This is a genomic window from Streptomyces sp. NPDC020681 (assembly GCF_044334895.1).
In the GTDB taxonomy this organism is placed as follows: Bacteria; Actinomycetota; Actinomycetes; order Streptomycetales; family Streptomycetaceae; genus Streptomyces.
In genome coordinates this window covers 309106-331387 of the sequence record NZ_JBIRTX010000002.1, presented here as the reverse complement: position 1 = coordinate 331387, position 22282 = coordinate 309106, and the positions used below count along the sequence as shown (strand labels likewise).

Sequence of the window (22282 nt, the reverse complement as noted above, 5' to 3'; positions counted from 1 at the left end):
GAAGCCGGTACCCGCAGCACACCGCTCCTAAGGATGGTCGGGCCGAATGAGTCAGGAACCGCACGCTTCAGGAACCCCGTCGAGTGGCGGCATGGGCGGCGCAGACCAGCCGTGGCAGCGCGCCGACGGGCTCTCGTCCCCGGCTCCGGCCCCCGACCCGGAAAGCGCCTGGGCGGAGACGGGCTATCTCTTCGCCGGCATCCTGCTGCTCGTGGACGGCGTGCTCGCGATCCTCCAGGGCATAGCCGCGATCGCCGGCGACGACGTCTACAGCAGCATCGGGTCCTACGTCTACGAGCTCCACCTCACCGGCTGGGGCTGGGTCCACCTGATCGTCGGCGTCCTCGCGGCCCTCACGGGCGTGGGTCTGCTCAGAGGCGTGGGCCTGGCGCGCCACGTGGGGATGTTCTTCGCCTCGCTCGGCATCGTGGTCCAGTTCCTGTTCCTGCCGTACGCGCCGTTCTGGTCGGTGCTGATGATCGCGATGAACGTCTTCGTGCTGTGGGCGCTGGCCGCGTACCACCCGAAGCACGGGCGCAAGGCCACCGCGGGCTGACCTCCTCGCCGCGCCTACTTGTTGCGGCACACTCGCCGCGCCTACTCGCCGAGGCGGACCAGCGCGAGCGTGATGTTGTCGGGGCCGCCGGCCTCGATGGCCGCCTTCCACAGCTCGTAGGTCGCGCGGCCGTCGTCGTGCACCCGCAGCAGGGCGTCGATCTCCTCGTCCGGCACCGGATCGGTGAGACCGTCGCTGCAGATCAGATAGCGGTCGCCGGGGGACAGCGGGAACAACGCCAGATGCGGTGTGACGGCTCTGAAGTCCGGGCTGCCGCCGAGGGTCTGGGTGACCGCCGACGTGGTGCGCCGTCCCGGCGCCGGCGGCGGGCTGTCGTCCACGCTCACCTGGCGCAGTTCGCCGGGAGTCGCGTCGTACACCTTGCTGTCGCCGACGTTGAACACCATCAGCGACTTCTCCAGGACGACGACCCCCGCGACCGTCGTCCCCATGGCCAGCAGATCGGGATCGTCCACCGCGGCCGAGTACACGACGTGGTTGCAGAGTTCCAGGGCGTCACCGAGTGTCTCCTCGTCGTCCAGCGAAGGGCCGAGCGCGGCGATCCGCCGGACGACGAGCGCGCTGGCCACCTCGCCGGCCGGATGCCCGCCGAGGCCGTCGGCGACCGCGACGACGAGGGGTGAGCCGACCGGGAACAGCAGGGTCTGGGGGTTCTCGGTCACCGTGCCGCACAGAGTCCACGGCCCGACGACGAGGCTGTCCTCGTTGTGGTCGCGGAGCAGACCCGCGTGACTCAGGGCGGTCACGGCTATGTACGGCACACCACAAGTGTCCCGCTCCGAAGGGACCGGGGCAGAGTCTTCCGCCTGTGGATCTAGTCTTCCCCGTGCACGGGCGGGCGGCATGCCCGCGTCAACGAAATACGGGGAGCAACAGATATGCGCGCACGCCGGATCTTCGGCGCGACCTTGATGTCCGCCGCGATGTCCGCCGCACTGGTCGGCACCACGATCATCGCCGGCGGACCCGCCTCCGCGACGGAGACCGTCGCGGTCACCGCCTCCGCGGCGGGCTGTACGGCGAAGGCATTCGAGACGGTGATCATCCGCGACCGAACGAGCACCAGCGGCACGGCACTTGCCCAGCTGAACAAGGGGGAGACCGCTCCTTCGCCGTGCCGGATGTACTACGGCGGCGAGTACACGAAGTGCAACATCACCAGCAAGCGCTGGGTCAAGGTGACCCGTCACGGCGTCACCGGCTATGTGGTCGGCACCTGCGTGAAGCAGCCCGCCTGATCCAGAGGCAGTTCACGCCGGGCGCGCCGACGGCCCCCGTGCCGCCGGCGCGCCCGGTCCCCCGACCGGCCTACGGAATCAGGCTCGCCACGGCGGCGTGGGGCGGTACGCGTCGCAGGGCCAGACGCAGGCAACGTCGCCGGGCTCGTACAGCCCCGCGTCGCTCTCGTAGTTGTCGCCGCCGGAGAAGTAGACCTCCGGGACCCAGCCCCACTGGCCGTTGTCGGCCAGCGTGCTGGCCCACCAGTTGTTGACGCCGCCGCTGAGGCTGACGGTGCCGCCCTGCTTCTCGTAGACGAACCAGTTCGAGGAACCGCCGTACGTCAGGTATCCGACGACGGCGCTGTTGGCGTCCCGGCCGGCGTACACCGGCACGTTGCCGCGCCACAGCGGGCAGTACTTGACCTCTTGGTTCAAGGTCAGGCCGTTGTACGGGTTGGTCAACTGGCGGTTGGTCGGCGAGTGGCAGGGCGAGCCGTCGTAGGCGGAGGCTGTGGGAGCGGCGACCAGCACCGCGGACAGGGCGGCGACGCTGGTGACCGCCGCGGTGAGTGCTTTACGGATACGTGCCACGGTTCGGTGTTCTCCTCGACAGATACGGCCTGGTACGAGGCGTGACGCTAGCCAGCGGGGCGGGGCCCGCGGTCCTGACAGATGTCAGGAGGGGCGCGGATCGGGGACGTACGCGACCATCGGTGCCATGGACGCCACGGACCTCGTACGCGAACTGGGCCTGCGCGCCGACTCGCAGCGTTTGCGCGGCGATGTCGAGTTCCTCGCCGACCGGCCGCGCAGCCGGATGCGCGAGCCCGAGGCGATGCGGCGGGCCGAGGCGTATGTGACCCGTGAGCTGGCCGCGGCAGGCTGGCGGACGGAGCGGCAGCCGTTCGACGTCCGGTGGCGGCTCGGCTCCGCGGACCGTCCCGGCAGCCGTGCCGTCGCGCTCGGGCTCCGGCTGCACCGGCGGCTGGCCGGGGCGAACCTGGTGGCCCGGCTTCCGGGCGGCGACTCCCGGCCCACCGTGATCGTCGGAGCGCATCTGGACACGGTCGACGGCAGCCCCGGCGCCGACGACAACGCGTCCGGAGTCGCCGCGCTGCTGGAGGTCGCCCGCCTCCTCGGCGCTCTGCCGCAACAGCCCGCCGTCACGCTCATGATCTTCGACATGGAGGAACTGGGGATGATCGGCTCCCGGGTCGCGGCCCGTCGGGCCCGTCGGGCCGGGCGGCGGGTGGCGGGCATGATCTGCCTGGAGTCCGTCGGCTGCTTCGCGACCGGTCCCGGTACGCAGCGGATGCCACCCGGCTTCGCCAGGGCGTTTCCCGCCGTGGCCGCCGAAGTCCGCTCATCCGGCCGCCGCGGCGACTTCACGCTGGTTGTCCACCGCCGCTCGACGGCCCCCGCGGCGGCGCTCTGGCGCCACGCGGCAAAGTCCATGGACCCGCCGCTCCCGGTCGTCACCCTGCGCGATCCGCGCCCCGACGGCCCGCTGGGCGCGCTCATCGGCCTTGCGGTTCCCCCGATGAACCACCTGGGCCGCAGCGACCACGCGTCCTTCTGGAACGCGGGAATCCCGGCCCTGATGCTCACGAACACGGCCAACTTCCGCAACCCCAACTACCACCGCCCGACGGACACCCCGGACACGCTCGACTACGCCCGCCTGACGACGGTGTCGGTGGCAACGGCGACGACGGCGGTGTCCTGGCCCGCCAACTGACGCCGGTCTGCGGTGACTTGGCGCTTCGCGTTGTCAGTGCCCTGGCCACCGGCTGACGGCTCCGGAGGCGCGGTGCGGCGGGCAGGCAGGCCGCGCCCGTTCCCTTCCCGCCCTGCCGGCCGGTCGGCGGCCTGACCGCGACCGTTCTCTTCCCGCCCTGCCGGCCAGCGGCGGCCTGACCGCGACCGTTCTCTTCCCGCCCTGCCGGCCAGCGGCGGCGCGGTGCGTCGCCGCGGCGCCAACTGTCCGCGCCGGTGGCGCACGCCGCATCCCGCCGCCCAACCGGCGGTGCCGCCGCGCATCGGACGCCGCGCCAACTGACGGCGTCTGGTGGCCCGGTGGGCCGACGGCGGTGCGCGGCATCCCGCTGGCCAACCGCCGTGCCGCCGCGCGCCGCCGTGTCCTGGCCACACCGGCCGACGGCCGCTGAGGCGCGGTGCGGCGGGCGGCCAGGCCGCGCCCGTTCCCTTCCCGCCCGCCCTGCCGGCCGGCGGTGCCGCCGCGCGTCGGACGCCGCGCCAACTGGCCGTGTCCCGTGGCCCGGTGGGCCGACAGCCGCACGCCGCATCCCGCCGGCCAACCGGCCGTACCACCGCGCATCGTCGAATTCACGGCCCCCACACGCGGGAATCGCCTCCCGTACGCCCCACCGCCACCCCCTGCTTCCACGCTCACCTGAGCAATCGTCATGTTCCCGACATCCGGTTTCCTGACATCCGGTTCCTGACATCCGCTTACCGACTTAGGAGCGCATTCGTGAGCAGGCCCCGCTCTGCACAGCCGGCCGCCCTCGTCCTCGGCACCGCTCTCGCGGCGATCGCCGCACTCGCCGCGGCCACGCCCGCCGAGGCGCGCAACCATGCCTCCGAACCACTGCCCGCGGTCACGCCGCGAGCCGAGACCGCCACGCTCTACGACGACGAGGCAGGCGGCAACGCCAACGCCGACGACCCCGCGATCTGGCGCAACGCCGCCGACCCCGGCCGGAGCCTCGTCGTCGCCACCGCCAAGGAAGGCGGGCTTCGGGTCTTCGACCTCGACGCCCGCACAGTGCAGTCCATCCCCGCGCCCGCCGCGCCGGGTCCGGACGACGCACCGGGCAGGTTCAACAACGTGGACCTCGTCCACGGTCTGCGGCTGACGTCCGGGCGGGCCGACATCGCCGTGACCACCGACCGCGGCCAGGACCGGCTGCGCTTCTACCGCATCAACGGCAACAGCCGTACGCCGCTCACCGACATCACCGACCCCGCCGCCGCGCCCGTGTTCTCGGCCGACCAGGACGAGATCAACGACCAGAGGACCGTTTACGGCCTCGCCACCTGGACCGACCGTACGAGCGGACGCACATACGCGCTGGTCAGTCAGCGCAACAGGACCAGCGTCGCGCTGCTGGAGCTGACCGCGAAGCCCGGCGGCACCGTCGGCTACCGCAAGCTGCGCACGATCGACCTGCCGTCCGCCTTCCGGCTGCCGAACGGCACGTCCTGGACCCCCTGCGCCGAGCCCGGCGAACTGCCGCAGGTCGAGGGCATGGTCGTCGACCCCGCCAACGGGGTGCTCTACGCCGGTCAGGAGGACATCGGCATCTGGCGGATCCGCGCCGACCTCACCGGCAAGCCCCAACTCGTGGACAAGGTCCGCGAGTTCGGCGTACCGGGCGTCTACGACGAGGAGACCGAGGAGTGCGCCCCGGGCGCCGACCCGGGCTTCGGCGGCACCCGCATCTCCGCCGACGTCGAAGGGCTGACCCTGCTCACCGAGTCCGACGGCGACGGCTATCTGCTCGCCTCCAGCCAGGGCGACAACACTTTCGCGCTGTACGACCGCGAGCTGAAGGACGACAACGAGTACGAAGGCGGCTTCCGCGTCGCCGCCACCGGGACGGTCGACGGATCCGAGGAGTGCGACGGCGCGGCCGTGCTCAACGCGCCGCTCGGCAAGAAGTACCCGCGCGGTCTGCTTGTCGTCCAGGACGGCCACGACACTCCGGTCGAGGGCGACCGGGAGGCCACCGGCTTCAAGTTCGTGAGCCTCGGCGACGTCCTGGACGCCGTCGACGACTGAGGCCCGAGCGAGGGCGGGACCGAGCCCGGGTCCGAAGCCGACCGAGTCCGGGGCCGAGGCCGGTTTCCGCCGTTCGGCAACTCTCTGTCGACCATGCATCCACACCCTGTCAGTGCGGCCCGAAAACCGGGTCTGTACTGGCAGGGCAATCCCGTCCCACGAGGCCCAAAGCCCCGGAACACCCGCAGAAGCACCGCACGCGACGCCCACCTTCCCTAGGCTGGAAGCGACTGGTCCGGGCGCGCGACGAGGTGGGCGGGCCGCCTCGTAGGGCCGCTTCGCCGTGAGACCGTCGGAGGCGAGGAACGATGACATGTCCGGCGATGCCGCCACCGAATCGCGTCCACATCCGGCCATGGAGGCGCTGCGGACTGTGAGAGAGCGGATCCGGGTATTCGGCGGGGCGGCGCTGGCCGCTGTCTATGTGCTGGGCAAGAAGAACGACTGCCTCCAGCTGGCGGAGTCGTCCGGCGGCTCCACGGCCCGGTACGGCCTCTCGCCCAGCTACCCCCTGTCCGGTCACGGTCCAGTCGTGGACGCCTTCCGCGCCGGCCGCCCGCTCTGGCTGAACGCGGCGGGCCTTGTCGCGTACGGCGAGCATCCGGAGGCGCCGCCGCCGGCCGACATCTCGGTCGGCGCACTGCCGCTCGGCGGGAACGGCAGCGCACTCGGCTGCCTGGTCGTCGTGGACGACGAACCTGAGGGCTTCGACCAGGACCGGCGCAGCTTTCTGGAGCTGTACGCCGACCAGGTCACCGCCTTCCTCGAGGCCGGCGGCGAGCTGGGCGCCCACCCGATCGGGCGTACGGGCGCCGAACCGGGCACACCGGGCTCCCGGGCCCGGCCGGTGCTCGGCCCGGCGCTGGACCGGCTGCGCGTCGGCAAGTTCACGCTCGTCCTGAGCAGCGGCCAGATCGACGCGGACAGCCAGGTCCTCGACCTCGTCGACATCCCGCAGGGCGACTTCGACGGACGCGTGGAGACCCTGCTCGCACACACCGTCCCCGACGACCTGCACGCGCTGATGTCGATCGTCGAACCGGGCCGCACCACCTCCGGCGGCCGCGAACTGGAGTTCCGCATCCGCCGCCCCAACGGCGAGCTGCGCTGGCTGCGGCTGCGCTGCCGGGTGCTGGTGGACGGTCAAGGCAAGCCGGAGCGGGTGCTCGGCGTGCTCGCCGACGCCTCGCACCTGCGGGCCGGCGGCGACGAGGTCTCCCGGGTGCAGCGGCTGTCGGTCGCCCTGGCCGGGGCGATGACCGTACGGGACGTGAGCCGCGCGGTCGTCGCGGCGCTGCGCGACCCGCTGGGCGCGGACCGGGTGGCGCTCGCCGAACTCGAGGCGGACCGGCTGGTGGTCACCGTCCTCGACCCGCCGGAGCCGGACGACTGGCCGGAGCTGTGGCGTTCCGAATGGCGCTCCGAGTGGCCCGACGCACCCGCGTACGCCCTGCCCACGCTGGAGGCCGCACTGCGCGAGGGCCGCGCCAGCCTGTGGACGGCGGGCTCCGCACTCGAACCGGGCCTGCACGGCGTCGGCCCCGGCGGTCTCGCGGTACTGCCGCTGCCGGCCGAGGGCCGGGTGGTCGGCGCGTGCCTGGTCGGCTGGGACGAGCCGCACGAGTTCGGCCCGGAGGAACGCTCGCTCCTCACCGCGACCGCGGGCCTGGTCGGCCAGGCGCTGGTGCGCGCCCACGCCTTCGACGCCGAGCACGAACTCGCCACGATGCTCCAGCGCAGCCTGCTGCCGCGGAAACTCCCGCGCCTGCCCGGCGGACTGGCCGTCGCCCGCTATCTGCCCGCGACGGTGGGACTCGAGGTCGGCGGCGACTGGTACGACGTCATCCCGCTCTCCGAGAACCATGTCGCGCTGGTCGTCGGCGACGTGCAGGGCCACAACGCCGGCGCGGCGACGATCATGGGCCAGATGCGCACGGCGATCCGGGCCTATGCCGTCGAGGGCCATCCGCCGGACGTCGTCGTCTCGCTCGCCAACCGGCTGCTTGTCGGCATGGAGACCGACCTCTTCGCCACCTGCTGCTATGTCGCCATCGACATGGAGGAGGGCAACGCCTGGTGCGTACGGGCGGGGCATCTGCCGCCCTTACTGCGCAGCCCGGAAGGAAGCACACGGGAGCTGACCGTCGAGGGCGGGCCGCCGCTGGGCGTGCTCGCGGAGGCGGAGTTCCCGATGACCGCGGTCGCGCTGGCGCCGGGCGCGGTGCTCGCGCTGCTCACGGACGGCCTGGTCGAGTCGTCGAGCCTGCATCTGGAGGACGGCCTGCGGCGCGTGTGCGGCGCACTGTCCACCGCCGACCCGACCGACCCCGGCCGGATGGCCGACGAACTGCTCGGCGGCGCCAACCGCCGCGACGACGACGTGGCGCTGCTGCTGCTGCGCTACGACGGCATAGGAGTCCGGCCGCTGCGCGCGGGCTGGACGGTCTGGCGACTGCCGGAAGCGGTCGCGCACGCCCGCCGTTTCACCTCCCGCACGCTGCGCGCGTGGCGGGTGGCGGAGGAGCGGGACGCGATCCTGCTGATCGTCTCCGAACTGGTCACCAACGCACTCGTACACACGCAGGGCCAGATCCGCCTCGACCTCATGCTGGCCGGAGAGCGGCTGCGGGTGGCGGTCAGCGACTCCTCGCCGCGGGCGCCCGTCAGACCAGCGAGCGTGAGCTGGGAGGCGACGGGCGGCCGCGGGATCATGCTGGTGGAGGCGGTGTCGGAGTCGTACGGCTCGGTGCCGCTGAGCGGTGGGAAGCAGGTGTGGGCGGAGACGCTGGTGTCCCCGCCGGAGGACGGTGCGCACGCCTCCGCGTAGAGAGTGGAGAGACGTGCGCACCAGGCCGTTTCACCGGGCCCTGATACGGGGCCCTGATACCGGGCCTTGCTACAGCTTCCACCAGGGGGCGGAAGCATCCCGCAGCGTGTTCGTCCCGCAGTGAATCTCGCCCATGCCGACGTGGTACGTGTGCCAGTCGTCGATGTACGAGACCTTCATGCCGGCCTGCGTGTACGCGGCGGTCACGGCGGTGGTGAAGATGTCCTTGCCGCCGATGACCGGACCCCACTGGCGCGGAGCGAGGTAGCGGTCCCGGCCGAGCAGGATGCCGTTGACCGCACCCGGCACGTACGCGCTGGTCATCACGGTCTCCGCCGCTCCGGCGCGGTCGGCGTGCCGGTCGAGCTCCTTCTGCTGCCCGTACTCCCGGACCCCGTCCGGGACTTCGCCGGCTCCCATCCGCGACAGCCGCGGCATCCGGTCACCGCGCTCGCCCTCGTCCGTGCCGCGCGTGAACAGCGCGGGCACCTTGACGATTTCGGCGTCGGTCACACCGGTCTCGCGCTTGAGCGTCGCGAGGTTCGCCGCGATCCGCTGCGCGGCGAGGGTGTTGTCGGCCACCAGGTACTTCGAGGCGAGCGCCTGGTCGATGGTCTCCTTGGGCGCGGGCAGGTCCTTGCTGCCGGGCACGGAGAACATCTTCGTCTTGCCGTTCCCGGCCTTCTGCGCATCGCGCAGCAGCTGGATCCCCGCGTCGGTGTCGGCGATGGCGAGCTTCCAGCCACGCGGGGTGTTCGCGGGCAGGAACTGCACGAACTCGTCGACGTGCCCGACATGCAGCCACGAGGTGTCGAGGAACAACGGGTCCTGGAATCCCTGCGACTTCAGCAGGGTGCGCATCGCCAGCGCGGGCTTCGAGCCGTTGTCCTTGCGCTCGCCCATGATGATGCGCCCGGCGGGGAAGGACCGGCCGCCGTTCGCGTACGGAGGGATGGTCTCCAGGTTGCCCATGGAGTTGAGGGTCCACTCCTCGGTGTCCTTGACCCCGGACACCTGCACGACGCCGACGCCGTTGCCGCGCAGCTTCTCGAAGAGCTCCCGCCCGGCCTCACGGTCGGCCTGCGCCGACCGCAGCATGATGCGCATGGTCTGCGCCCGTCCGCCGGGGCCGGTCATGCTGACGTATCCGGGCTCGACGAAGTCCTGCGCCCAGACGTCCTGGTACTTGTCGAAGGTCACCAACGGCTTGCTGATCCCGGCGGACTTGACCTCGGCGGCGAGCCCCTTGACGAAGGCCTGGTTCCGCAGTGCGTAGTCGTCCTTCCCGGGCACCTTGGTGACCAGGAGCTGCTGCGCGTTCTGCACATGGTGGTGGGTGAGCAGCGGCGCGACGCGGAGGGTGATGTCGTCCGAGCTGCTCTTGCCGTTGGTCGTGACGGTCAGCCGGACGGTGGCCCGGCCGCCCCACTTCTTGTCGTCCCGTATGACATCGGTGCTCTCGACCCCGAGCTCCACTCCGGCCCGCAACTCGGCTGCTGTCAGGCGGGTCTTGGCGGTGACCCAGACCCAGCCGGTCGAGCGCTTGACGAAGACCCGGGTGTTCTTGGCCCCGGCCGTGACCTTGAGGGTGCCGGTCGCGGTGTTCGGCAGCTTTGCCATCGGTACGGAACGGACGCGCGCGAGATCGGCGGCGTCGTCGGAGCCGTTCACCGTGGTGTCGGCGGCGTCGTTGCACGCGGCGAGCTTGGCGTCGGGCAGCGGCTTGCCACCCGGGCCCTTGATGGCGCACCGCTTGGTGTCGTCATCGATGTTGGGCAGAAATATCGCCCCGCGCTGAGTGGTCCAGGTGTCCTCCCCGTCGGCATCCGTCCCCCCGGCGACGTCCACGCGCCCGTCCCGGTTCACATCCGCCCGGAGATCGGCCTGCGGCTCACCGGCGGCGAACGCCGGTGACACGGGGGCCAGTACGGCCCCGACGATGGTGACGGCGAGCGCCGCTCGTCTCGCATGACTCGTACGCAAGATGTGCCCCTTCTGGTGGTGGTCAGCTACCGAGCCGGAAGAGGGGCGGAGACGGGGGATGGGTTGCCTGAGTGAACGGGGTTCATACCGGGGTCGGTCGGGATGTCAGCCCGTGGCATGACGTCGCGTCGCGCGCGGTGCGCTACTGGCGACGTTGTTCCATGAAGCCCGGAGGGCGGGGAGCACCGGCGGAGGGCCCGGTGGTGATGATCACGGTGTCCCGGTGATGCGGCTGGTCGTCCGGGCGCGCGCAGCCGGGGATGTGACCGGCGTAGCTATGACCGGCGTGGCTATGACCGGCGTGGCTACGACCGGCGTGGCTATGACCGGCGGCGCGGCTTGCCCCGCTTGCCGCCCTTGGGGCCGCCGGAACCGCTCCGTGGACTCTTGCCCGTCGCCTTACCGGCCTTACTCGCCTTACTGGCCACGGGCTTGCGCTTCGGCGTCGCCGGGGCCGCGGCCGGTGCCTGCGTACGGCCCCGTGTGCTGTTCACGGTCCGCCCGCGGACGATGCCGATGAAGTCCTCCACCAGATCGGTGGTCGCGTCCTGCGGCCAGGACAGCGCGACGCCCGACTCGGGGGCGTCGGAGACCGGCCGATATGTGAGGTCCTTGCGATGGTGCAGGCGGGCGAGCGACTGCGGCACGACGAGCAGCCCCACTCCCGCCGCCACCAGCTCGACGGCGTCGGCCGTCGTGGCCGGGCGCTCGTTCGCGGCCAGTCCCGGCCGTCGTTCCCAGTCGAGGGTGTCGTCGAAGGGGTGCAGCACGATGTCGTCGGCCAGATCCTCCGCGGAGACCTCGTCGACCGCCGCGATGACGTGGTCCTTCGGGACCACGACGACGGTCGTCTCGGTGTACAGAGGGATCGCGCTGAGGTCGGTCCGGTCGACCGGCAGACGTACGAAACCGGCGTCCGCTCCGCCGCTCCGCAGCAGGTCAAACGCCTCGGCCGGGGACACCGGGACGAGGGTCAGGGGGACGTCGGGCAGTCGCTCGTTCCAGATCCGCACCCACTTCGTGGGCGTCACGCCAGGGACGTAGGCGAGCCGGAACGAAGGGGATGCATCCGAGCCTGTCACTTCACCAGGCTATCGGTCGTGGTCGGAGGCGGCGCACACGCTCGTTACCCTGGACACCATGACGTCGCACCAGACCACCCAGACGATGAAGCCCGCAACCGCGGCAAAGAAGCTGGGTGTGTACCTCGAGGCCACCCCCGCCGAATTCCAGGAGGGCGTGGTCTCGCGGGCCGAGCTGAACGCACTGCAGGCCGACCCGCCGGAGTGGCTGCAAGAACTGCGACGCAACGGCCCGCACCCCCGCCCGGTGGTCGCGGCGAAACTGGGTGTCTCGATCGCGGGCCTCGCACGCGGCGGAGTCACGGACCCGCTCACGACGGAACAGATCGACGCGCTGAAGCAGGAAAGCCCCGAGTGGCTGCAGCGGGAGCGCGCGACCCAGGCGGACGTCCGGAAGGAAGCGGCGCGCATCAAGGAGAAGAACGCGGAACGGGACGAGAAGCCCCGCGGACCGCGTTCCTGACCTCTGCGGACGTCAGACGGGCCGGGGCGCGATGCTCACCGCGCGGTAGTCGTACCCGTCCTGTTTGAAGCCGGGGGCTTCCCATTCGAGGTCCACGTGCTGTCCGGGCAGCAGACTGCGGAACCCGTCCATCTGGATGTGGGAGAAGTGGCCCCAGCAGCCGCCGGGCGTCTCGGCGCAGTCGAGTACGCCCCACCCTTCCTCTTCGTGCCACTCGCGGACAGTCGCAGTAACCATGAGTGGAACCCTACGGGTCCGGTTTGTGCCGTGTGTGCCGTCGTACTGAGCACCTCGCTTCGCCAACACCGGGAGTGTTGACCGGAGTTGTCTGCGCAGTCCCGGCCGGCCGTAACCGGAGGCGCCTCCGCGTCGGAGGCGTACGCACGGACATGCCGCAGCGTCAGTGCCTCAGCGCGGTCAGTACCTCAGCGCGCTGCCGACCTCCGCCTTCACCTCACCGGACAGCTTGCGGTTGCTGACCGCGGTGGCATTGCCGCTGGTGCCCGCCGCCACGTCGCGCACCGTGACGACGACCGTGTCCAGGAGATTGCCGCCCTGGTCCCGGAAGTTGACCTGCACGGCAAAGGACTTGTCGGAGTCGGTGGCGTTGGTCGCCGTGACGGTCACGGTGATCCGCCCCTCGCCGCCGGCGCGCGGGGCGCCGAGCTTCACGACGTCCTTGGCGTTCACGCCGCCCTTGATCTCGTCCAGCTTCCGCTGCGCCTCCGTGGTCGCGGACTCCACTGCCTCCGCCGCCTGGGAGGACAGTGACGACGCGGCCGCGGTGACCTCGGCGCCCGCGGACTCGATGGCGGACGCGGCTTTGCTCGCGACGTCCGAGGGGCTGCTGCTGTCGTCCGTGCAGCCTGCCGCCCCGACGGCGACGCCCACGGCGACGACGGCCCCGACCGCACGACGCTTCCAGCTTCCCGGCATCCTGTATCCGGCCATGACACCTCCCTCAGCCAGTGAATGACTGGTCAGGCGCGGGCGCATGTCGAGGCGGTGGTGGTGGAGGCTGTTCACCCGAATGGCCCGGCAAGGCTGGACGGGGCCGCGGCACATGGCCGAGCCGCGTCGAGTCTTAGGGTGATCCCCGTGAAAGAGCAGCGGAACGTCACAGTCGTCACCGGGGGCAGCCGTGGAATCGGAGCCGCGATCTGCCGGCGGCTGGCTGCCGACGGGCATGACGTGGTGATCGGTTACCGCTCCGACGCAGCCGCCGCGGAAGCGGTGGCGGCCGAGGTCAGGGAGCCCGGTCGCCGATGTGTGGCCGTACCGGTGGACACCGCGGACGAGGCCGCGGTCGACCGGCTCTTCGAGACCGCAGCGGCCGAACTCGGTCCCGTCACCGGGCTGGTGAACAACGCGGGCGTCAGCGGCCCCAACGGACGCCTCGCAGACGCTGACCCGAGCGGCATGCGGAGCGCCTTGGAGGTCAATGTCCTGGGGTATCTGCTGTGCGCGCGGCGGGCCGTGCGGGACATGACGCGGACCGGTGGCGGCGCCATCGTCAACATCTCCTCGGCCGCGGCAACGCTGGGCAGCCCCGGTCAGTACGTCCACTACGCCGCCACCAAGGCAGCCGTCGACACCATGACGGTCGGGCTGGCCAAGGAGGTGGCCGCCGACGGTATCCGGGTCAACTGTGTGGCGCCCGGAATCATTTGGACCGAGTTCCACGAGGATCCACAACGGCCCGAACGGCTGGCCACGACCATTCCGATAGGCCGCTCGGGGCAGCCCGAAGAAATCTCCGGGGCGGTGTCCTGGCTGCTGTCCGACGACGCCTCCTATGCGACGGGGGCGATTCTGCGGGTGGCAGGCGGACTGTAGGGCAGAGGAATGTGGGGGCGGAGGAATGCAGGGCGGGGGCAACCCGGGGCTGCCGAATCCGGTGCGTCAGTCGCCGGGGGCGCGGTACTCCGCCTTCTGGCGGACCGCCTCGTCGATCTCCTCAGGCGTCAGCAGCACGACCGTGCTCGTGTGAACGCCGCCGGCCGCCGACGTGACCAGGCCCATGGCCGCTGCGGAGACATTGCTCGGCAGGTCCACCATGACGTAGACGTCGTCGCCGCCGAATGCCCAGTTCATTGATTCGACCTGACCACCGAGGCTCTGGACCAAGCGCTCGACGACCTCACGGCGGGCCGTGCCACCTTCTTTGAGCAGGCCCTTCAGCCCGTCCACGGTCAACGTGGCCTTGACAAGGTACTTAGGCATCGGACGCCGCCTTTCGCATACGTCATGATTTGTGGTCTTTGGTCGGATTCTCCTCTGTTTCGCTTCCTACGTCGTTATGAGTGCAAGGCCCTAGGCTGCCGCCGTCCGCCATGAGGAGACCGCGTCCGATGCCGCACGACGACACCCCGCCACGGACGATCGACATCGCGCCGCTGACGCAGGGCCGGTGGGACGATTTCGCCACGCTGTGCCGCCGTATGGGTGGCAATCGCGGCTGCTGGTGCTTCTGGTGGCGTGAGAGCAAGAACGAACCGCGTATCCGTCCCCGGCGCGTCGAGGCCCAGGCGCTTCTGGCGGAGGACCGCTTTCCCGGGCTGCTGGCGTACGTCGGGGATGAGCCGGTCGGCTGGTGCGCCCTCGACCGGCGCAGCTCCTTTCCGCGGCTGAACACCACCCGCGACACGGCTTCCGCTCCTCAGGGCGCCACCGGCCGGACGCCGGCGGACGACGACCCCTGGGTGCTGCCCTGCTTCTTCGTGCTCGAGGAGTGGCGGCACCGCGGGGTGACGCGCGCTCTGCTCGCGGCTTCGCTCGACGAGATCTCCCGCCGCGGCGGCCGGGTCGTCGAGGCGGTCCCCGTCGACCCCGCCACCACCCGCCGCAGCCCCTCCGGCTCCTACACCGGCACGCTGCCGCTCTTCCTCGCCGCCGGCTTCGAGGAGGTCGCCCGCCCTACCCCGACGGGACGCGTCCTGGTCCGCCGCACGTTGAGCTCCGGGCCGAACCCTGGCCACTGAGGTACGCGATCTCCGAACCACCGCCACACCCAGCCACCTGCCGATGGGGAACCAAGCGGTCGGTTCCGGCATGGCAGGGGCACAGCCCCGTCCGCTCACGCGTCCCTCAGCCTGAACACCGCCGCTCCCGCCAGCAGCGCCGCAGCCGACCAGGCCGTCAGGACGCCGAGGCCCGGCCAGGGGCCTATCGGGAGGGCGTCCAGGTTCTCGGTGGCCTGGATGGACAGGCCGGCCGAGGTGGGCGTCAGTTTCTGGAGGCGTTCGCTCCAGCGCTCGTCGGCGACCAGCTCCGCCACGACGGGGAAGGCGTAGAGCAGTCCGAGCACCGATGTGACTGCCCCCGCCGTGTCCCGTACGAGCGCCGCCACCCCCAGAGCGAGCAGGGCTATCAGGCCGAGGTAGAGCACCGTGCCGGTGGCGGCGCGGAGGGTCGGGCCTTCAGCGAGGGAGAGCGGGGCCGCGCTGAAGCCGTTGCCGGGGAGGATCAGCCGGGCGACGAGGAGCGAGGCGAGGACGGCGACTGCGCCTGTGGCCAGTGCGGCCGCAGTGACGATCACCGACTTGGAGGCGAGGACGCGGACGCGGCCCGGTATCGCCGTCAGCGTCGCATGGATGGTTCCCGTGCCGTACTCACTGCTCATCGCCAGCACCCCGAGGACGGCGACCACCGCCTGACCGAGCCAGACTCCGGTGAGGCTCAGCTTGACCGTGTCCTCGTGGCACTCGGTCGGGGACGGGCACTGATCTGTGGTCACCGAGCCGGTGGCCATCGCCCCCAGCGCCACCATGAGCGCCACGGCGGCAAGCATCAGCCACCAAGTGCTCGGCAGCGTGCGGAGCTTGGTCCACTCCGCGTGCAGGGCACCGCTCGTGTGTCCCGTTGTACGGCGGGTCGTAGGGCCGCCCGTCATACGTCCCGCCTCCGCAGCCGCCAGATGGCCAGGCCCAGGGCGAGGGCCGCGTAGGCGCACAGCACCGCGAGTCCCGTCCACGGGCCCTGCGGGTAACAGCCGTCCTCGGGCAGACAGATGTCGTCAGTGTGGGCGTACTCCGGAAGCGTCCGCTGCACTGCGAATCCGGCGAGTGGCGTCAGCTTCATCACCCAGTTCGCGGTGTCCAGCGGCAGCCCGGAGAGGAGGAGGACCGGAAGTACCAGCAGGATCACGATCAGCGTTATCGCTGCCGCCGTGTTCCGCAGGAGCGCGCCCGCGGCCAGCGCGAGTACGGCGACGGCGGCCAGCAGCACGGCAGTTCCAACGACGGCCTGGAGTACCGGGCCGTCGGTGAGTGCCGCTTCGGGGTGGAACAGCGGGTTGGGGGCCTTTTCCCGCAATGCGGGTTCGCTGAGCAGGAAGGACAGGACGGCGGCGACAAGTCCGGCCACGAATGCGGCTCCCGCCAGCACGACGGCCTTGGCGGCAAGCACCCTGCCCCGACGCGGGCTGGCCGTCAGTGTTGTGCGGATCATGCCCCGGCGGTATTCGGCGGTGATGAACAGCACGCCCAACGCGGCCAGCGGGATCAGCCCGATCTGGGCTCCGCTGAGGGACTGTTGCGTGAGGTCTGTCTCCGGGGTGAAGGGGCCGATGTCGCCCGAGCCGGTCAGCGTCCAAGTGCCGGACTTCTCCGTCGACTTCTCCGTCGCCCCCTGGGTCTCCTCGCTGCCCTCGGGGAGGACCTCGCCGATGTCGTCCTGCAGCCAGCCGCCCTGGCCGCCGTCCACCGTCAGGTGGTCGAAGGACGCGGTGACCTCGGCGGGCTCCGAACCGACCGAGGTGGAGCCGAACTGTCGCTCCACACGGACCTGTCCGGGTGTGGCGACGAACAGACCTGCCTGTGCGGTCCGCGGCAGCCCGGTGAGCTTTGCTGTGCCTACCTTGTTCCAGTCCTTGCCGTCGGCCGACTCGTACGCGGTGAGCTCGTCGCCGGAGCGGGTGAGCCGCAGCCAGTGCGGCTCGTCGTCGTTGGTGGCGCCCCCCGCAATGTCATGGGTGAAGTTGGACTGGAGCCGGACTCCGTGCCCTTGGGTGATCATGGCCGCGACGTAGGGCGCGCCCGGCTTGGTGCTCTCCTTGATCATGATTCCGGCTTTGGCCCATGGAGCAATGGAGCCCTCGCGGCCGGTGAACGGGGACACCCGCGCGGTGATGCTGCCGTCTCCGGTCAACGGCTGGTGCACAAAGGGGAAGTTGTCGGAGACCACGGTGCCGTCCGGGCCCACCGGGGGCGCGGACCGGTTCCCGGAGAAGCTGCTGCTGCCGCTGTACGCGGAGAGGAGCGAGACGAGCACGGTGACCACTACCGCGGCGAGCAGAGTGGCGCCCCATCTGCTTACGGTGCGCAGCTTGGTCCACTCGGCCCGCAGCAGCTGTGGGAAACCAGCACGTGCGGAAGCCAGTTGGGAGCGGTAGGGGGTGACGGCAGGAGCGGGAGGATTCGCGGGAGTGGTGGGAGTGGTCATCGCGCGTCCTCCCCGTTCACCGCGGCGGACTGGAATTCGACCGCGTCGCGAGTCAGCTCCATGTACGCCTCCTCAAGCGTCGCCCGGTGCGCACTGACCTCGGAGAACGGCACCCCGCCGGCGCCCAGCAGCGAGACGATCCGCTCCGCCGGCAGCCCGGTCACGGTCAGCGATTCCTGCCCGTTGGCGGCGACGGTCCCGCCCTCGCGGGCCAGCAGCGCCATCGCTTCCGTACGCGCGGACGTACGCAGCGCAACTCGGTCGCCCGAGGCCGCGGCCAGCAGTCCGGCGACGGAGGTGTCGGCGATGAGCCGGCCGCGGCCGATGACCACCAGGTGGTCGGCGGAGTCCTCGAGCTCGCTCATCAGATGGCTGGACACCAACACCGCACGGCCCTCCCGCGCCAGTGCGCGAAGAAAGCCGCGGATCCACCGGATGCCCTCCGGATCAAGGCCGTTGACCGGTTCGTCCAGGAGCAGCACCGGCGGGTCGCCGAGCAGTGCCGCGGCGATGCCGAGCCGCTGTCGCATGCCCAGTGAGTAACCGCCCGCCCGCCGCCTCCCCGCCGAGGCGAGGCCGACGCTCTCCAGCACCTCGTCCACCCGGCCCGCCGACAGCCCATGCGAGTGCGCCAGCCACAGCAGGTGGTCACGGCCGCGCCTGCTCGGGTGCACGGCAGCCGCGTCGAGCAGAGCCCCCACCTCGGTCAGCGGATGGCGCAGCGCTGCGTACGGACGCCCTCCTATCAGCGCGCTGCCCGCGTCTGGCGCGTCAAGGCCGAGAAGCATGCGCATCGTGGTGGACTTGCCCGCGCCGTTCGGCCCGACGAAGCCGGTGACCTGGCCGGGCTGCACGGTGAAGGACAGATCGTCGACGGCGACGGTCTGCCCGAACTGCTTGCGCAATCCCTGAACTTCGATGGTTGCCTGCATGCGAAAAAGGCTAGAGAAACCAGGCGCCCCCGGTCGTCACGCGAGGGAGGGCTCTTCGGCACCCCTGACCTGAGGGACAGCCGCCTTGTCGCGTCCCTCGCGCGGGGGATGTGAGGACTGCTGGCCAGGGGGACGTAATCGGGCGTTCGCGCCGGGACAATGGTCTGCGTGAGTGAAGGAATCATGCGCGGGGCGCAACGGATCGCGGGATCCGCCGACGGGCCGGCAGGGGTCGCGGCGGTGCTCGCGCTGCTCGCGGCCTTCGAGATCGCTGTCCGCGCCGCGGGCATCCAGGCCAATCTGCCGCTCGCGCTGCTGCTCGCTCTCTGCACCACAGCCCCGGCCGCGCTCGTGCGGGTGCATCTGACCACCGCAGCCGTCACCGTCACCGCCGCGAGCGTGCTGGCGCTCGCCGGCTTCCAATGCCTGACGCTCGCCGGGCTCGCCGCCCAGTTGCTCGTTCTGCACCGCCTCGGCAACCGCGGCTCCCGCCGGCTCGCGGTGCTGATGGTGCTGCCGTATGTCGCGGTGGCGCTCGCCGATCCCGAGACCACCGGCGTCCGTGTCTATGCAGTGCTGGTCGCCGTGTTCGCGGCTGCGGCGGCCGCCGACGGCATCGGCCGCCGCACGCGCGCGGAGGCGGTGGCGCGCGATGCAACCGAACGGGCCATCGCGGACACGCTGCTGGAGCATGCGGCACGCGGCGAGCGTGCCCGGATCGCCCGCGAGCTCCACGATGTGGTCGCACACCACATCTCGATGATCTCCGTGCAGGCGGAGACCGCCCGGCTGGCCACCCCGGGCATGCCCGAGGCGGGGGCGAAGCGGCTGCTGGACATCGGGAACACCGCCCGGGCCGCGCTGACGGAGATGCGGCGGCTGCTCGGGGTGCTGCGCGAGGACGCGGGCGCGCCGCCGGTCACCCGCAAGCCCCAGCCCGGACTCACCCAGCTCAATGAACTTCTGGACGAGGCCCGCGAGGCCACCGGGGCCAGCACCCGGCTGATCGTCAGCGGACCGGTGGCACCGCTCGACCCGGGCATCGAGCTCACCTCGTACCGCATAGTCCAGGAGGCGCTCACGAACGCCCGGCGGCACGCTCCGGGTGCGGCCGTCGATGTCGAACTGCGCTACGCCCCGGAGGCACTCGAGTTGCGGATCAGGGACAACGGACCGGGGCCGGCCGCAGAGAACAGGCCTTCCGGCCATGGCCTGTTGGGGATGCGTGAGCGTGTCGCGGCGGTCGGTGGCGAGCTGCGCTCAGGACCGGCGCCCGGCGGCGGCTTCCTGGTGGAGGCACGGCTCCCCGCAGCGGTCTCGGAGGCCGTCCGATGACCAGCACCAGGATCGTCGTCGTGGACGACCACGAGGTGGTACGGGCCGGCTTCGCCGGACTCCTCGACACCCAGCCCGACTTCACCGTGGTCGGCACCGCATCCGACGGCGCCGAGGCGGTACGGGTCTGCGGGGAGCAGCGTCCCGATGTCGTGCTGATGGACGTCCGGATGCCGGGCATGGACGGCATCGAGGCCACCGGACAGATCTGCACCGCCGCCGGGGACGGCGCCGGTCCGCGGATCCTCATCCTGACCACCTTCGACCTCGATGAGCACGTCTATGACGCGCTGGGCGCCGGTGCCAGCGGGTTCCTGCTGAAGGACGTCACGGCGGAGCACCTGTTCGACGCCGTACGGATCGTCGCCGCGGGCGAGGCGCTGCTCGCGCCGACCGTCACCCGCCGCCTCGTCCACGAGTTCGCCCGGCTGCGCCGCAAGCAGTCCGCTGCCCCTGCCGCACCGCTGGCCGCGCTCACCCCGCGCGAGACGGAGGTGCTGCGGCTCATCGCCGAAGGACTGTCCAACCCGGAGATCGCCGCCCGGTTGTATGTCAGCGAGGAGACGGTCAAGTCCCATGTGAGCCGGGTGCTGAGCAAGTTGGGGCTGCGGGATCGTACGCAGGCAGTGGTCGCGGCGTACGAATCGGGGCTGGTGGTGCCAGGCGCCGGGGGATAGACCCGGGGCCTGGTCCCAAGGGCAGGCCCTCGCGGTTGGCCTCGCGGTTGAAGCCGACCGTGACCACAGTCGGCCGACCGGCGTGGCGCATGGGTGGCGTCAACTGCGTCACCCGCGCCATCGGGTTGCTCGTCCGGTGTTCCGGCAGCGCCATGGAGCAGCCATGTATGGGGCCCGGCCGCCTTGAAACCTCTCTTTCCTTGAACATCTGCGGTTCTGGCGGCGAATCACTTCAGAAATCCCCTTATGCGTGCCCTATTTGGGCTTTGCATGACAGGGACATGACGTCACGCTGGATTCGCCCCGTGAGATCCCACGGGGAAGCACGGCCCCCCACCCATGGAGGTCACGCATGCGTCGTCGTTACGCCTTACCCCTCTCCGCCGCCGTTCTGTCCGTACCCCTGGCCCTGATCCCCGCCGCGTCCGCCTCGGCGGCCCCCGCGGACAAGCCCCAGGTCCTCAGCTCCTGGACCCAGACCAGCGCCTCCAGCTACAACGCCTGGAGCGCCGCCCGCCAGAACCAGGGCGCGTGGGCCGCGTACGGCTTCGACTGGTCGACGGACTACTGCAGCTCCTCGCCCGACAACCCCTTCGGCTTCCCGTTCCAGATGTCCTGCGCGCGTCACGACTTCGGCTACCGCAACTACAAGGCGGCCGGCTCCTTCTCCGCCAACAAGGCCCGGATCGACTCCGCCTTCTACGAGGACCTCAAGCGCGTCTGCAACAACTACTCGGGCGCCACCAAGTCGGCCTGCAACGGCACGGCTTGGACGTACTACCACGCGGTCGACATCTTCGGCTGATGCTGCCACCGAGTCCGGACGCGGGTGCGCCGCACCCCGCGCCCGGACTCGGTGTCGTTCAGAGCCGTGTCGTTGAGAGCGGTCTCGTTCAGGGCGCGGTGAAGAGTGTCGGGAAGCGGGGAGCGAGCCACGGCTTGCGTCCCCAGGCGAGTACGCGACCCCTGGCGATGGCACCGCGCGGGTCGCAGCGGCCGAGCGCCATGAGCAGGAAGGTGACCGGCTCGGTGAGGATGGTGCAGTCCGGGCGGCTCGGTGGCTGCGGACTCACGGCGACGGCACCGCCGGTGAATGTGACGCCGAAGCGGGCCCCGCCCCACAGGCGGACCGTGTAGCAGGCGGTCAGCCCGGCCGTGGCAGTGGCGTTGACGACCCGGGGCATGGCCGTGATCATGAACGGCAGACTCAGTTCGACCCGGGCGCGGTCGATCATGTGCGGGCGCCCCAGCGCGCGGGCGAGGTCGTAGCCGTGGCCGAGCAGGTGCGTCAGCAGATACGAGCCCAGTTCGGCCCGGCTCATCGGCCCCAGCGGGGTGACCACCGTCCCCTCCACCGCGTGCTGGTCAACTGCTCTGAGAAAGGCCTCGGCCTGCTCCACGATCATCCCCGCCAGCGGATCGGCCCCGCGCTCGCCGAACTCGGCGAGCGCACGCTCATTGGCAGCGGCCAGGCTCTGTGGAGTGCCGTCCCCATAGCGGCGCTCGTGCCCGGCAGCGACATCGGCCATCAGCTCATTGGCCTGCGCCAGATGGGCCGCCGCCGCGCCGACGCTCCACTCCGACCGGGGTACGGGGATGTCCGTGTCGGGAACGCCGCGCAGCAAGGCGGCGATCTCCTCGGCGGTGGCGCGTATCGCGTCCGCAAGCCCCACGGGAAGCGTGCCGCGTCCGTCCTGACCGGCGTCCTGACCGGCGTCCCGGCCGGCCTCCTGACCAGCGTTCTGCCCTGTCACCGATGCCACGGCTCCCATCCTCGCCTCGTACCGTTCGAAATCGTGTGCGGTACACAACCAGGCATCGGTGGCCAGAACAAGCGCCTGAGCAGGAACGCGGGCACCCGTCAGATCCAGCCCTCCTCCCACGCGCGGTGCGCCGCGGCATGGCGGGAGCCGACACCCAGCTTGGCTGATTGCCGGGG

The 22282-nt window shown here is 71.1% G+C and carries 22 protein-coding genes; 11 read left to right on the top strand and 11 right to left on the bottom strand.

The window, feature by feature from the left end:
* Positions 1-46 precede the first annotated feature (46 nt).
* Positions 47-556, top strand: a complete 510-nt coding sequence (locus ACH4YL_RS05100) for a hypothetical protein (RefSeq protein WP_398504958.1) — start codon at positions 47-49, stop codon at positions 554-556.
* A gap of 41 nt (positions 557-597) precedes the next feature.
* Here ACH4YL_RS05100 and ACH4YL_RS05095 read toward each other — a convergent pair whose 3' ends face one another.
* Positions 598-1338: a PP2C family protein-serine/threonine phosphatase gene (locus tag ACH4YL_RS05095; protein WP_398504957.1), complete on the bottom strand. Its 741-nt coding sequence runs from the start codon at positions 1336-1338 to the stop codon at positions 598-600.
* Between the two features lie 117 nt (positions 1339-1455).
* Here ACH4YL_RS05095 and ACH4YL_RS05090 point away from each other — a divergent pair, with 117 nt between their 5' ends.
* The gene (locus ACH4YL_RS05090) at positions 1456-1815 is read left to right on the top strand and encodes a hypothetical protein (RefSeq protein ID WP_398504955.1); all 360 of its coding nucleotides are present in this window, start codon (positions 1456-1458) and stop codon (positions 1813-1815) included.
* 78 nt (positions 1816-1893) lie between these two features.
* On the opposite strand, the gene ACH4YL_RS05085 is transcribed toward ACH4YL_RS05090, so the two are convergent.
* Positions 1894-2388 carry a hypothetical protein gene (locus tag ACH4YL_RS05085; RefSeq protein WP_398504953.1) on the bottom strand — a complete coding sequence of 165 codons (495 nt, stop codon included), beginning with the start codon at positions 2386-2388 and terminating at the stop codon, positions 1894-1896.
* A gap of 127 nt (positions 2389-2515) precedes the next feature.
* On the opposite strand from ACH4YL_RS05085, the gene ACH4YL_RS05080 reads away from it, so the two are divergent.
* The 3 genes from ACH4YL_RS05080 (at position 2516) to ACH4YL_RS05070 (ending at position 8429) form a co-directional block, all read left to right on the top strand.
* Complete coding sequence (locus tag ACH4YL_RS05080; RefSeq protein WP_398504951.1) at positions 2516-3535, top strand: M28 family peptidase; 1020 nt, start codon at positions 2516-2518, stop codon at positions 3533-3535.
* A 756-nt stretch (positions 3536-4291) separates the two neighbouring features.
* Positions 4292-5602, top strand: a complete 1311-nt coding sequence (locus ACH4YL_RS05075; protein ID WP_398504950.1) for a phytase — start codon at positions 4292-4294, stop codon at positions 5600-5602.
* A gap of 313 nt (positions 5603-5915) precedes the next feature.
* Positions 5916-8429, top strand: coding sequence for a SpoIIE family protein phosphatase (locus ACH4YL_RS05070; RefSeq protein ID WP_398504948.1), 2514 nt, complete (start codon positions 5916-5918; stop codon positions 8427-8429).
* 69 nt (positions 8430-8498) lie between these two features.
* Here the strand turns inward: ACH4YL_RS05070 and ACH4YL_RS05065 are convergent, their stop codons facing one another.
* Together ACH4YL_RS05065 and ACH4YL_RS05060 are read right to left on the bottom strand one after the other, a co-directional pair.
* A complete protein-coding gene (locus tag ACH4YL_RS05065) occupies positions 8499-10412 on the bottom strand; it encodes a protein-arginine deiminase domain-containing protein (RefSeq protein WP_398504946.1) in 1914 nt (637 codons plus the stop codon).
* A gap of 320 nt (positions 10413-10732) precedes the next feature.
* A complete protein-coding gene (locus ACH4YL_RS05060) occupies positions 10733-11494 on the bottom strand; it encodes a LysR family substrate-binding domain-containing protein (RefSeq protein WP_398504944.1) in 762 nt (253 codons plus the stop codon).
* Positions 11495-11552: 58 nt separating this feature from the next.
* On the opposite strand from ACH4YL_RS05060, the gene ACH4YL_RS05055 reads away from it, so the two are divergent.
* The gene (locus ACH4YL_RS05055) at positions 11553-11957 is read left to right on the top strand and encodes a DUF5997 family protein (protein ID WP_398504942.1); all 405 of its coding nucleotides are present in this window, start codon (positions 11553-11555) and stop codon (positions 11955-11957) included.
* Between the two features lie 12 nt (positions 11958-11969).
* Here the strand turns inward: ACH4YL_RS05055 and ACH4YL_RS05050 are convergent, their stop codons facing one another.
* Both ACH4YL_RS05050 and ACH4YL_RS05045 read right to left on the bottom strand, forming a co-directional pair.
* On the bottom strand, positions 11970-12194 hold the full coding sequence (locus ACH4YL_RS05050) for a cold-shock protein (RefSeq protein WP_398504940.1): 225 nt from the start codon (positions 12192-12194) through the stop codon (positions 11970-11972).
* Positions 12195-12374: 180 nt separating this feature from the next.
* Complete coding sequence (locus tag ACH4YL_RS05045) at positions 12375-12908, bottom strand: FxLYD domain-containing protein (RefSeq protein WP_398504938.1); 534 nt, start codon at positions 12906-12908, stop codon at positions 12375-12377.
* Between the two features lie 147 nt (positions 12909-13055).
* On the opposite strand from ACH4YL_RS05045, the gene ACH4YL_RS05040 reads away from it, so the two are divergent.
* On the top strand, positions 13056-13793 hold the full coding sequence (locus ACH4YL_RS05040) for an SDR family NAD(P)-dependent oxidoreductase (protein WP_398504936.1): 738 nt from the start codon (positions 13056-13058) through the stop codon (positions 13791-13793).
* Positions 13794-13859: 66 nt separating this feature from the next.
* On the opposite strand, the gene ACH4YL_RS05035 is transcribed toward ACH4YL_RS05040, so the two are convergent.
* Positions 13860-14180 (bottom strand): GYD domain-containing protein, encoded by a 321-nt coding sequence (locus ACH4YL_RS05035; RefSeq protein WP_398504934.1) that lies wholly within the window; start codon positions 14178-14180, stop codon positions 13860-13862.
* Between the two features lie 128 nt (positions 14181-14308).
* On the opposite strand from ACH4YL_RS05035, the gene ACH4YL_RS05030 reads away from it, so the two are divergent.
* A complete protein-coding gene (locus ACH4YL_RS05030) occupies positions 14309-14938 on the top strand; it encodes a GNAT family N-acetyltransferase (RefSeq protein ID WP_398504933.1) in 630 nt (209 codons plus the stop codon).
* A 95-nt stretch (positions 14939-15033) separates the two neighbouring features.
* On the opposite strand, the gene ACH4YL_RS05025 is transcribed toward ACH4YL_RS05030, so the two are convergent.
* Genes ACH4YL_RS05025 through ACH4YL_RS05015 form a run of 3 tightly spaced genes read right to left on the bottom strand, consistent with a single transcriptional unit; the run spans position 15034 to position 18331 of the window.
* Complete coding sequence (locus ACH4YL_RS05025; RefSeq protein WP_398504931.1) at positions 15034-15849, bottom strand: ABC transporter permease; 816 nt, start codon at positions 15847-15849, stop codon at positions 15034-15036.
* Complete coding sequence (locus ACH4YL_RS05020) at positions 15846-17399, bottom strand: ABC transporter permease subunit (protein WP_398504929.1); 1554 nt, start codon at positions 17397-17399, stop codon at positions 15846-15848. Before ACH4YL_RS05020 ends, ACH4YL_RS05025 begins: the two co-directional genes overlap by 4 nt.
* Positions 17396-18331, bottom strand: coding sequence for an ABC transporter ATP-binding protein (locus ACH4YL_RS05015; RefSeq protein WP_398504927.1), 936 nt, complete (start codon positions 18329-18331; stop codon positions 17396-17398). Before ACH4YL_RS05015 ends, ACH4YL_RS05020 begins: the two co-directional genes overlap by 4 nt.
* A 183-nt stretch (positions 18332-18514) precedes the next feature.
* Here ACH4YL_RS05015 and ACH4YL_RS05010 point away from each other — a divergent pair, with 183 nt between their 5' ends.
* From ACH4YL_RS05010 to ACH4YL_RS05000, 3 genes are all read left to right on the top strand, one after another.
* A complete protein-coding gene (locus ACH4YL_RS05010) occupies positions 18515-19666 on the top strand; it encodes a sensor histidine kinase (RefSeq protein WP_398505600.1) in 1152 nt (383 codons plus the stop codon).
* Positions 19663-20343, top strand: coding sequence for a response regulator (locus ACH4YL_RS05005; protein ID WP_398504926.1), 681 nt, complete (start codon positions 19663-19665; stop codon positions 20341-20343). The genes ACH4YL_RS05010 and ACH4YL_RS05005 overlap by 4 nt, the downstream gene beginning before the upstream one ends.
* A gap of 352 nt (positions 20344-20695) precedes the next feature.
* Positions 20696-21148, top strand: coding sequence for a phospholipase (locus tag ACH4YL_RS05000; RefSeq protein ID WP_398504924.1), 453 nt, complete (start codon positions 20696-20698; stop codon positions 21146-21148).
* An 88-nt stretch (positions 21149-21236) separates the two neighbouring features.
* Here ACH4YL_RS05000 and ACH4YL_RS04995 read toward each other — a convergent pair whose 3' ends face one another.
* A complete protein-coding gene (locus ACH4YL_RS04995) occupies positions 21237-22016 on the bottom strand; it encodes a maleylpyruvate isomerase family mycothiol-dependent enzyme (protein ID WP_398505598.1) in 780 nt (259 codons plus the stop codon).
* Positions 22017-22282: the final 266 nt, after the last annotated feature.